We start from the raw sequence: 12,105 nt of genomic DNA, 5'->3' as shown, positions 1-12,105 counted from the left end.
TAGAAGATCCTTTATAATTTTTTAATTAGGCCATAATTCTTTTTATGTATATAGCGCGCGCAACAAGACGTTAGAAGGAGAAATGAATGAAAAAAGTAGCAGTAATTTTTAGTGGCTGTGGTGTATTTGACGGTGCAGAGATCCATGAATCGGTACTAACCTTACTTAATCTAGAAAAAGTAGGAGCAAGCTACCAGTGTTTTGCACCTAATATTGATCAGTTCCATGTGATCAACCACTTAACAGGCGAGACACAAGAAGAACGTCGTAATGTACTAGTGGAAGCTGCACGTATCGCGCGTGGAGAAATAGCAGACTTGGAGACTCTCAATGCAGATGAATTTGATGCACTTGTCATACCTGGCGGCTTTGGTGTCGCGAAAAACCTGTCTGATTTCGCTTTTAAAGGTGCCGAATCAACGATTTTAGAAAGTATAAAAATCGTATGTCGTGCGTTTAACAGCCAACAAAAACCAATAGCATATTTATGTATTGCACCGGCGCTCATCCCACATATTCATGCACCAGGTACGCTTGCAACCATAGGCTCTGATGTTGATACCGCAGCTGCTATTAATACGTTAGGAGCAAAGCATGTTGAGTGTACAGTATCTGACATCGTAGTTGATGAAGGTGAAAAAGTGATATCAACACCAGCGTATATGTTGGCATCCTCGGTGCTAGAGGCAGCTTCTGGAATTGAAAAAGCCATCTCAAAGTTAGTAGAAATGGCTTAATATAGAAATTTACGAGTCTGTCAGACTTATCCAAGTTAGCAGGCTCTAATCCATTCTTAGGTAAATTGCGTATCTTACTTAACGCGTATTCGTGACAACCACAAAACTTGGCTGTGGTTCTACGAATTTGGGCAAAAAGCTTGCCCTAACGCAATAAATTAATGGTTTTAACCATTTATACTCAAGTTTACGTTTTATAAATGAACAGGTGGCGTTATAATCGCAATAATTCCGTCATCCATCATCGTGATTGAACACGTTCAAACGAAGTGAGCAAGGTAAATGAAAAAACTTTCAGCAGCACTTTTATTGCTATCAACAGCCGCAGTTGCGCAACCATATGACAATTCTTTAACTGAAGAAGCGATTAAACAACGCCTTCAGCCAATCGGTTCAGTATATTTAGCTGGTGCTGAAAGTGCAGCAGCAGCGGTACCAACTGGCCCTCGCTCAGGCGAACAAGTTTACCAAGCTTCTTGTTTTGCTTGTCACGGTACTGGCGCGCTAGGTGCTCCTAAAACAGCTGATGACTGGGCTGCACGTCTGGCCAAAGGCTCTGAAGTACTACTAGACCATGCGATTAATGGGTTTAATGCAATGCCACCTCGTGGTACTTGTATGGACTGTTCTGATGATGAAATCGCAGCAGCTATCAAGTTCATGACAAAAAACTAGGTATTAGCTCGTTGCTGTCATGGTAACCAAAAATACATTAAAAAGTGCAGCCTTTATCGCTGCACTTTTTCTCTAAAATATCATGACAATTTATACCAATTATCTTAATTAAGCGGTCTATTTTAAGGCATGAAAGGCTTACTATTTATTTGTTCTAAACAAGAAATTTTTAACGCAGTTAGCGTCAGATTTACTCCTTCAAATTGAGCAAGTATTAATTCTAATTGGTATGACAGATCAAGCCACAAAACAAGCTTGTAGGAATGAGAAAATTGCACTTGACCACTTAGGTTAAAAGTGAAATTATTAAGCTCAATAATTAAACAAAAATAAGAACCGGTTTTCATCATTGGAAGAGCCACAACAACAGGTTAAGAGACTATCTCGACGAGCCGCAAGATTAGAGTCTTTACTAGAAAAATATAAAAGAAAGTCTCAACTTCAATACACATTAATTCAATTATCAGAACAGGCAAGTACTGTTGCTGAGTTAACCCTGTTGTACCCCGCAATTCATAATATTCTTTCTCAATATCTACCAGGCAAGAGCTTCTATGTGGTATTACAAAACCGCTTTACACAAGCACTTGAACTTTCTTACTTTGTAGATGAAAAAGATGCTGTGGCTATTCCCTTACATGAGGCACATCACTTCAAAGATGGCGTTACAGGTCATGTTTTTAAAACTGGCAAAACAGTTTACCTCACCAAAGAAGAGATGTTGTCGCGAGCAAAAGCTGGTGAGTTCAAAATCCTTGGTAGCCAAGCAGAACATTGGGTAGGGGTGCCAATATATCGCGATGGCGCGATTATTGGTGTCATGGTGTCACAAAGCTATGAGGCTGAGCAGTCATACAGTGAGCATCAAGTTGAGCTGCTTGAAGTGATGTCGCTATACCTAGCGACTGCAATCGAGAGAGTCAAAAAACGCGAATTACTCGAGTCAGAAGTTAAGATACGCACTCGCGCGTTAATGCAAAGCAATGAAGCGCTGAACAAGGAAATTGATAATCGTAAACGTGCGCTAGAAAGGCAGCAGATCTTGTTTCAAATATCAGAACTGGCAACTCAGTTTTCTGATATCGATGATGTTTATAAACAGGTTCATGACATTATCCGGTCAATTACCTTTGCCGATAACTTGTATATCGCGCTTTATAATAAAGAAGAACAATGGCTAACCTTCCCCTATAGTGTTGATGAAAAAACTCGCTATAAAACCAGATCTTTTGCAAAAGGATATAGCGAGCTGGTTATTCGCACGGAGCAAAGTCAACTGATCGACTGCACTCGAGCCAAAGCTCTCGCGATGGAGGGGATTGTAGAGCGACCAGCGGGATACAACCATAATTTAGCCGCGACAAGTTGGCTCGGTGCTCCATTAAAAACCGCCACTGGCGTTATTGGCTTAATAGCATGCCAAGCGTATGATCATAAATATGAATTTGACTATGACGATGTTGAGCTAATTTCGTTTGTATCAAATCAGATTGCATCGGTATTACAGACTCATTTAGCAAATCAGGCATTAAAGATCAGTCACCAGCAACTCGAACATCGCGTTGCAGAGAAGACCAAAGAATTACAGCAAACGAATTTGCATTTACAAATGCAAATGGAAGAGCGCAAAAAAATAGAGCAGCAGCTATATCACGACGCCCACCACGACTCACTTACCGGTCTACCAAACCGCAGCCTATTTTTAACCCAACTTGAAAAAACATTGAAGAAACATCACCGCTATCCTGAAGATAACTTTGCTGTGCTGTTTATTGATTTAGACAAGTTTAAAGATATTAATGATGAACTTGGTCATCAGGCTGGCGATCAGTTTTTGGTTTGGGTATCACAATCATTCTCAGAGTGTATTCGTGAACATGATTTGCTAGCCAGACTAGCTGGTGATGAATTTGTGGTTTTACTTGATCATCTAACCGATCGCCAACAAGCAGAAGACGTGGCGAAACGGATAATCAAGGTAATGCAACAACCATTTTGCCTCAAAGGCGTATGTATGCAAAGCGGTGCAAGTATCGGCATAACGTATAGTAACAAGCTATATCGCAATACCGATGAAATTATTCGAGATGCAGATGCTGCAATGTATTACGCAAAGAATGCCGGTCGTGGCCGCTACGAGTTTTATCATCCGCTACTCAGTGCCAGCTCTAGCGCTCAGAAACAACATGATCAGCACCACCTTGATAAGCTACCAACACATTTTCGCTATACCGAGATAGTCAACTGGTCTGACAGTGCAGAGCCCATCGGATTTATCGAGGCTTTTGGTGAACACCCAGTACTAGGTAGCACAAGCTTTGATATTCTAAAGAAGTTTGCAGCTGAAAAACCCCAACACCTTGAGATCGAATTGCAATTACTTAAAAAAGCTCAAGATGTTGCGGCTTGTCGGAATGACGACATTTTATTTAACTGTTCAACCATGTTGTTGGAAAACAACCATTTTGATGTACTAAAGCAACAGTTAGTCACTGAAGGTAACGCACTTTGCTTATTGTTTGAAGAAAGTGAAATTCGTTTTGCTTCTAGTCAGCAAATTTTAAACTTAAAGTCGTTGGCTGAAATGGGGATCCCTATCGGGTTAAATAACTTTGGCAAAGATCGTTGCGATCTTACCCTGATCAGCCAAATTGACTTTACCTATGTTCTACTTAGCTCTACCTTTAGTAAACGTGTACTTCAGCAAACGAGCTATGAGGTTCAATTGCAGGGCATTTTGGCCGTTACCCAAGTAAAAGGCATTAAAGTCATTGCTCGCGGACCTGCAATATTAAATTTCAGAAGTTTGTTAGAAAAGCATGGCTTGCAGCTGTTTTTTGGCAAGCAACAAGCTTTAGATAAAGGGCAAGAAACATGCGCCTTTATCCCCACTTTTGATAACGAATCAATCCCTTCTTAACATAGCGCGTAGATTCGCCACGTTAGATTTTCCTTTTTCCATTCGTTCTGCCTGTGTCGCCACAGGCTTTTTACCTTCAATTTGCAGATCGTCTTGAGGTAACTCTTGCACAAAGCGGCTCAACTCAGGAGTGATCTGCTCACCAAATTGACGGCGACTTTTTGTATAAGTCAACGTTAACGTTTGCTGAGCACGAGTGATCCCTACATAAGCCAAACGCCTTTCTTCTTCAACATTGTCTTCATCGATACTAGTTTGATGAGGTAACAGGCCTTCTTCCATGCCAACCATAAACACGTGTGGGTATTCTAATCCTTTAGAAGCATGTAACGTTAACAGCTGCACGGCATCAGAATCATCCTCTTCCTCATTGCGCTCAAGCATATCCCTCAGCGTCAGTTTACTAACAACCTCTGGCAAGGTCATCGCCGGATTATCTGCATCCCCTGTTAGCATATCACTGATCCAGCGATATAATTCCGAGACATTTTTCATCCTCATCTCTGCCGCTTTAGCACTTGGGGATGATTCGTATAGATAAGCCTCGTAGTTGATTTCTCGGATCATATCTTTAACGGCTTCCAAAGTATCGCCCCGAGTGGCTCTATCAGAAAGCTCAACTACCCAACGAGCAAATCCCATTAAGGCCTTTAGCCCTCGTCCCGTCATACGCTCTAAAAGTTCAGACTCAAAGCATGCTTCAAATAAACTAATATGACGTTCATTGGCAAAACTGCCAAGCTTTTCTAAAGTCACCGGGCCAATCTCACGTCTTGGTGTATTAACTATACGCAAAAACGCATTGTCATCATCTTGATTTACCAAGAATCGTAAATATGCCATGATGTCTTTGATTTCACTGCGAGCAAAAAACGACATACCACCACTGATTTTATAAGGGATACGGTTGGTCATTAAAGCTTTCTCAAATACCCGAGCTTGGTGGTTTCCGCGATAAAGCAAAGCATAGTCCCGATAGCTCGTGCGCTTCATAAATTTATGCGAAATAATTTCAGCTACTACTCGCTCAGCTTCGTGCTCTTCGTCACGGGTAGCAATCACCCGAATAGGATCACCGTACCCTAGTTCACTAAATAGTTGCTTATCAAACTCGTGTGGGTTATTCGCGATTAGAATATTAGCTGCTTTTAAGATCCGTCCAGCACTACGGTAGTTTTGTTCTAATTTAATCAGCCTTAAACCAGGAAAATCTTTACTTAGTAGTACTAGGTTTTGTGGTTTAGCACCACGCCATGAGTAAATCGATTGGTCATCATCACCTACCACAGTGAAGCGAGCACGCTCCCCCACTAAGCGCTTTACCAGCTGATATTGGCTGGTATTGGTATCCTGATATTCGTCGACTAATAAATAACGAAAACGCTGCTGCCAACGCTCTCTAACATCAACCGACTGATTCAGCAGCAATGTTGGGATCATGATGAGATCGTCAAAGTCTAGTGCGTTATATGCACGAAGCTGAGTCTGGTAACGGGCATACAACTGAGCGAACAGCGCTTTTTGAGGCTCTCGAGCTTCTCGAATAGCACGTTCGGGTAAGATCAGTTCATTTTTCCAATTACCAATTTGCATTTTTAGCAAGTTAAGCAGATCTTTGTCACGCTCCAGCTCTTTTTCAGTCAGTTCACTTAACAACTGGTTGGTATCTTGATCATCAAACAAAGAAAAGCCTGGCTTGTAGCCTAAGGTTTTAACCTCTTTTTTGATGATCTCCAGACCCAATGTATGAAAAGTCGAAACCCACAGCCCTTTAGCTTCTTGTTTGCCTAATGTTTGCGCTACACGTTCACGCATTTCTTTGGCGGCTTTGTTGGTAAAGGTGACCGCAGCGATATTTCTCGCTTTGTATTCACACTGTTGTACTAAGTAGGCAATTTTATTGGTAATAACACGGGTTTTACCAGAGCCTGCCCCCGCTAACACAAGGCATGGGCCACTAATATACTTTACTGCTTCGTCTTGTTTTGGGTTGAGCTTCATGCAACTAATCCGGTTATCTTCTCGCTTGACGCACTTTTGGTTACAACTTTGAGTGCAGAGGGGTTGAGGAATTCTTATAAACTAAGCGCGCTAGTTTACCGTATCAATGTAAAACTATGAAGCGAACCTTTTCGACCTCTCGTGCATAAGGTAAGATGGTACATGTATACTGACTCGCAAGCTAAGGTAAGAAAATGATTAACCCAGCCAAAATTGAAGAGATTGCCAAACAGATTTCAAGCAATATGCCACAAGGTGTTAAGAGCCTTGCCGAAACGTTTGAAGCCAGAACCAAGCAAGCTATTCAAAGTAAACTATCAGAGATGGACTTCGTCAGCAGAGAAGAATTCGATATTCAAAGCAAAGTATTGATCCGCACCCGTGAAAAGCTAGTAGAGCTCGAAGAAAAAGTAGCACAGCTTGAAGCGCAACTGGCTGACAAGCAAACAGACTCTCACGAGTAATACCGTACTGGCAGCACTGCGTTGGTGTTTTGCTGCCATCTCATTGTCTGGTGTTTAATACCAATTAGCCTTAATTGTTGATATAACATCAAGGTTTTGTGGACGCAGGATATTAGTGCTGCAACCTGTATAGCCTGACGCTAATATCATAGACATCCGTTGTTCGCTTGCAGTTTAAGAGCAATAGCGTTGATTCACACCGAGTAACGACTTTTCATAGCACAAAGATAGCTGCTCACTGTCAGCCACTGCACCAACAACCTCATTTAATAATCCATCAGCAAGGCCATATACCCAACCGTGTACGGTCAGTGTTTGACCACGTAACCACGCATCCTGCACAATGTTGCTCTGACAAACATTGCGCACTTGCTCCACCACATTAAGTTCACATAATGCTGCGCATTGTTGCTCATCAGCTATGCGCTCAATAATTGCCTGATGCTTCTCTTTGACATCAGCAACATGACGAAGCCAGTTGTCAATTAGTCCAAACTTTGCATTGTCTAGCACCGCTTGAACACCACCGCAACCATAGTGGCCAACTACCATAATATGATCGACTTTAAGTACTTCTACTGCATACTGCATTACCGATAAACAATTATGATCAGTATGTACCACTACATTTGCAACATTACGGTGAACAAATAGTTCACCGGGCATTAAATCAACAATTTCGTTGGCCGGTACTCGAGAATCTGAGCACCCTATCCAGAGATAATCAGGGTTTTGCTGCTGCGACAACTTTTTAAAAAATTCAGGGTCACTGGCATTTGTGCGCTCTGCCCATTGCTTATTGCTATTGAGCAAATGGCTCAGCGGGCTCGAACTAGAATTACACATTAGTGGTTCTCCGGCTAACGTTCAGCCTGTATCAAAATATTCCTTGGGGTGAGTGACTTTTCGCAAAAAGTACTAAGCTCAACATCATACCCCGATGCTTGTAAATATAAAGCTCTATCTAGCACTAACCATATTTCAATAGCACGGCGGAACAAATGACGAACCAACTCAACTCTGTCAGTAACTTGCTTTCTCTGGCGGCCAATTCGCTCATACCTTTCAAAGTCGATGCTTGCAGGTAAGATGATTTGTTTTTGCTCTGCCGCCCAGTAACAAAACTCATCAAACGTCCCTGAAAAAATGGCTTTATTCACAGAGGGAACCGAGACATAGTTATCACTACCGTCCAACTCTCTTCTCAACGCATCAAAACCCAGTCGCCAACTCACTTCTTTTTTGCGAACTGCCGCGACTCTGCCCGGTGCGGTGACGGTTTCTTGTAATGCTAGCTTCATATCATGATGAGATAAGTTCAGCGCACTGGCGCTAGCTTCTACGCTCATCGCTTCATACTGTTGTGGTGTAAAAAGGTGATAGCAGCAAGGAGAAAGCGATAGCTTTTTCATTCCATTATCAACAGCTTGGCGGATAAATACACGGTGTAATTCACCACAAGCATGTAATGCAATACCATGGCGATTTTCAACAAAATGGTGATGAATATCATCTTTGAGTACATCAGCACAATGAAAGTGAAGGTTTAGATTCTGCCGTTTTGCACTCTCCTCTCCTTGACGACATAAATCTTGTTGTAGCTCAATACTATTGACTTCAGGCGCACCATGGTAGGCAAGCATACGCCCTAAGTGCCCTTTACCAGCACACCATTCAAGCACAGCAGACTTGGTTTCGTTTATAGCAGCAACAAAGTCTTGTAGCTGCTCAAGCTTACGCCCTTTAATTCCATTACTTAGCCAAAATGGCAGTGCATCTCGATGACCTTCAATCTTGGGCAGCATACAAAGGGTATGTAATTGCTCCAGTTCAGGGATAGTACTTTTGAAGAAATCACGATGCGCTTGCTCGTTGTTGTCTAACTCATGCACGGCCTGATCGCTAAGTTGCAGTAACGTAGACTCAAGCTCAGGCCAAGGAATGGCTAAATGCTCAAATGCAACGATCTGCCAATACTGACGAGTATCAAATAATAATTTATCTAAACGTAGAAAACGCGTACTTAAGTCCACAGTAGTTACAACCACCAGCAATACAATATGCTTATTCTAGCGTAAATGTGACTTATTTTTCCGAGAAAAGATGAGCTGAATATACATGGGAATACAAACTAAGGTTAAAACAGCGGCAATTATTAACACCCAAGATAATGAGGCCGGATCTTGCTTGACTTCTGAGTAAATAAAATCAGCCTTATGTTCGTGAAATTGGCTTACATCCAAATGATACAGCTGTGCTATCCACAGCCACTTTGCAGCTGACATTTTTCCGATAGGGATACCCGAAACCCTAATAAAATCTTTGAGCTTCTCTGCTTCATAAGCCAATTGTGCGAGTGACTTATGAGTTGCATAGTTCGCTTTGGTAACGGCAAGCGACTCTTCTAAATGGAGCATCGCATATCGCCAACCTTTGAGACTGGCACGACGAAATCGCATTACCTGCTGCGGACGATCGCGTAACATTGCTTCGGTCGTAAATAGCACGTCTGCGTAGACATTTAAACCAAACTGTTTAGGGCAAATTTCTCGAGTCGCCACGCCCAATTGCTGTGCCTGATAGGGTTCGTTTGTGCTATAAACCTGCATCGCATCAAACTTTCCAGCGATGAAATCATCAAAGGGTTTCTTGCCTGAATAGAGCAACATGCTGTCGGTATTTACACCGGCTCGTTGCAACATCATCAGCAACTCACCATTTTCAGTATGCCCAAGGTGGCTGATGCGCTTTCCTTGAAAATCACGTGGGACATATATCCCGCTTTGCGCTTTAACCATCCAACAGTAAGGAGAGGATTGTAATAATGCAGCCAGCGCCACAAAAGGTTTTCCTTCAAGGCGTTGTTTTAGTAAACCAGAGTGAAACACACCAAATTGCGCTTGTCCGTATAGCACACGAAAGTCAACATTAGGGTTGTTCGGATCAGCGGGGACAATGATAACGTCAAGCCCTTCTTCTTGATAAAAGCCCTTTTCTTTTGCCATATAGTATCCAGCAAACTGGAACTGATGCGTCCACTTCAACTGAAGCGTTACCTTCTCTAATGCCTGTATTTGGGTACTGAAGATAAGAAGCAATAACACTGCAAAATACTTAGACATTATGTCCTTATTTCTTGTACGAGAATAATGGCTAACTATAGTCGATGGGCAGAAGCTTGCCATAGCAATAGCCGCGATTTCAAAAACAGCTTAAGGAAAGTGAGTGCTATATACTATGTACAGTACAGTTTTCAAAATGCTCTGCGAGTAGATTTTTAATATGATGATGAATTTGGTCGCGACTTCCTGTGCATGTAATGTCGTAACCATTACCGTTGTTTTGTTCTATCAGCCCCAAGTAGTTTTTGCCTATCGCAATAGACTCTATACGCGCTATCGGTATGGTTACTTTTCCGATCCCATGTGAGATGATCAGTGTATCGCCTACCTTTGTTAATAATGATTCCACTCTTTGGTTACCATATCCGTCACCGCCTAATACCATAGATAACATCAGCATTAAGCAAGCTGTAGAGAAGAAGATACCACTTTGAAAATCTGGCCAACATATCACTAGCACTACGTAAAGGCCTGCTAGTAACACAAGCTTCTTTATTAATGCAGCCCATCTTGATTTAGTTTTACCAGACTGTAACACTCGTCTCTCCCGCTAAATAAACTCCTCGAGATGGCAAAGCGCCCTCTCATTGCTCTGTGAAATTAAATTGGCAATAATATTCTCTAAGCGCCCAAACATAACCCCACTAGCCTGCTTTTTGCTTTTGCAACTGCTCACCATATAAAAAGCGTGCAAAGCAAGGGTTCTGTGTTTCCTCTTGAAATTGATACGCCAGCTTAGCTAAATGAGCATCAAAACATTCATAATCCTTTGGTTCTACCTCAAACGCTGCTAATACATTACCCTGTGCTGCACCGTGATTTCGATAGTGAAATAATGTTATATTCCAGTTACTACCTAGCATGTCTAAAAACCGCGCCAACGCCCCTGGATATTCTGGAAACTCAAATCGTAATAGACGCTCGTTCATTACCGCAGGAGGCTTTCCACCTACCATGTATCTAACATGTAATTTCGCAAGCTCGTTGTCTGATAGGTCATCAAACTGATACCCATTTTGATGTAATGAAGCCCTCAGTTCATCCAGCTCACTTTGCCCATTTCTCAAACCTACGCCAACAAAAATCTGTGCTTCTCCACAGCCAGCATAGCGATAGTTAAACTCAGTGATTGCGCGTCCACCTAGAGAGTGACAAAAGCGTTTGAAGCTACCTTTTTCTTCAGGAATTGATACGCCAAGCAATGCTTCATGCTTCGCGCCTAATGCTGTTCTTTCGGCAATATATCTAAGCCTATCAAAATTCAGGTTAGCTCCAGATAGGATTGCAGCAACACTTAACCCTTTTTCACCAGTTTGTGCCAGCCACTTTTTTAAACCTGCTGTTGATAACGCCCCAGACGGCTCTGCAGTTGCTCTTATTTCAACAAAAATATCTTGCACCGCAGCGCATATTTCATCGGCATTAACTGTGATCACCTCATCACAAAACTTTTGTGCCAGCCTGAAGGTCTCAGTACCAATAAGCTTAACTGCAACACCATCGGCGAAGCCACCAACCCTCTCTAATTCCACAGGCTTGCCAGCTGCCATTGCAGCCTTAAGACAAGCACTGTCATCAGCTTCTACTCCAACAATACGAATGTCTGGCCGCAGTGATTTTAAATACACCGCCATACCCGCGAGTAGACCACCACCACCAACCGGTATAAATACCACATCCAACTCATCAAGCTGTTGAATAAGCTCTCGCGCTACCGTACCTTGACCAATGATCACGTCTTTATCATCAAATGGAGGAACAAATACACCACTTTGCGCTTCACACAACTCCAAGGCATATTGTTTTGCAGCATCAAAGTGGTGGCCATGTAAAATCACTTCACCACCGAGTTTACGCACGGCATTCACTTTAATTTCTGGCGTAGTCACAGGCATTACAATAGTGGCATGCTGACCTAAATGCGTTGCACTTAGTGCAACTCCTTGAGCATGATTACCCGCTGAAGCGGTATACACCCGAGACCCTTTCGGCAACTGACGCAGTTTGTTGTATGCACCACGCAATTTGAAAGAATAAACCGGTTGTTGATCTTCTCTCTTTAGCCAAATCTGATTACCAAGCTGGGCTGACATTTGCTCTAATTGATTGACTTGCGTTACCTCAACGAGCGGTGCCACATTCGCTTGAATGATGGCTCTGAAGTAATCAAGCTCTTGGGAAACCAT

The 12,105-nt window shown here is 42.4% G+C and carries 10 protein-coding genes; 4 read left to right on the top strand and 6 right to left on the bottom strand.

Annotation, left to right across the window (positions count from 1 at the left end):
• The first annotated feature begins 86 nt into the window (after positions 1–86).
• The 3 genes from elbB (at position 87) to J8Z24_RS01320 (ending at position 4,332) form a co-directional block, all read left to right on the top strand.
• A complete protein-coding gene (gene elbB / locus J8Z24_RS01330) occupies positions 87–737 on the top strand; it encodes an isoprenoid biosynthesis glyoxalase ElbB (protein WP_147391116.1) in 651 nt (216 codons plus the stop codon).
• A 282-nt stretch (positions 738–1,019) separates the two neighbouring features.
• Positions 1,020–1,412 (top strand): c-type cytochrome, encoded by a 393-nt coding sequence (locus tag J8Z24_RS01325; RefSeq protein ID WP_252095140.1) that lies wholly within the window; start codon positions 1,020–1,022, stop codon positions 1,410–1,412.
• 349 nt (positions 1,413–1,761) lie between these two features.
• Positions 1,762–4,332, top strand: a complete 2,571-nt coding sequence (locus J8Z24_RS01320; protein WP_252095139.1) for a bifunctional diguanylate cyclase/phosphodiesterase — start codon at positions 1,762–1,764, stop codon at positions 4,330–4,332.
• Here the strand turns inward: J8Z24_RS01320 and rep are convergent.
• Positions 4,318–6,333, bottom strand: a complete 2,016-nt coding sequence (gene rep, locus J8Z24_RS01315) for a DNA helicase Rep (protein ID WP_176033302.1) — start codon at positions 6,331–6,333, stop codon at positions 4,318–4,320. The genes J8Z24_RS01320 and rep overlap by 15 nt on opposite strands.
• Before the next feature lie 194 nt (positions 6,334–6,527).
• On the opposite strand from rep, the gene ubiK reads away from it, so the two are divergent.
• Entirely contained in the window at positions 6,528–6,797 is a 270-nt protein-coding gene (gene ubiK / locus J8Z24_RS01310) for a ubiquinone biosynthesis accessory factor UbiK (protein ID WP_125251507.1), read from the top strand.
• A gap of 174 nt (positions 6,798–6,971) precedes the next feature.
• On the opposite strand, the gene can is transcribed toward ubiK, so the two are convergent.
• From can to ilvA, 5 genes are all read right to left on the bottom strand, one after another.
• On the bottom strand, positions 6,972–7,643 hold the full coding sequence (can, locus tag J8Z24_RS01305) for a carbonate dehydratase (protein ID WP_176033303.1): 672 nt from the start codon (positions 7,641–7,643) through the stop codon (positions 6,972–6,974).
• A gap of 14 nt (positions 7,644–7,657) precedes the next feature.
• Positions 7,658–8,830, bottom strand: a complete 1,173-nt coding sequence (locus tag J8Z24_RS01300; RefSeq protein WP_128730423.1) for a methyltransferase — start codon at positions 8,828–8,830, stop codon at positions 7,658–7,660.
• Between the two features lie 36 nt (positions 8,831–8,866).
• The gene (locus J8Z24_RS01295; RefSeq protein WP_252095138.1) at positions 8,867–9,919 is read right to left on the bottom strand and encodes an ABC transporter substrate-binding protein; all 1,053 of its coding nucleotides are present in this window, start codon (positions 9,917–9,919) and stop codon (positions 8,867–8,869) included.
• 106 nt (positions 9,920–10,025) lie between these two features.
• The gene (locus J8Z24_RS01290) at positions 10,026–10,457 is read right to left on the bottom strand and encodes a hypothetical protein (protein ID WP_147389182.1); all 432 of its coding nucleotides are present in this window, start codon (positions 10,455–10,457) and stop codon (positions 10,026–10,028) included.
• A 106-nt stretch (positions 10,458–10,563) separates the two neighbouring features.
• Entirely contained in the window at positions 10,564–12,105 is a 1,542-nt protein-coding gene (gene ilvA / locus J8Z24_RS01285) for a threonine ammonia-lyase, biosynthetic (protein ID WP_176033306.1), read from the bottom strand.

It is taken from the genome of Pseudoalteromonas sp. SCSIO 43201, assembly GCF_023716725.1.
GTDB classification, from domain to species: Bacteria; Pseudomonadota; Gammaproteobacteria; order Enterobacterales; family Alteromonadaceae; genus Pseudoalteromonas; species Pseudoalteromonas peptidolytica.
Note: the sequence above shows the minus strand (reverse complement) of the source record. Positions and strands in the feature narration are given on the sequence as shown.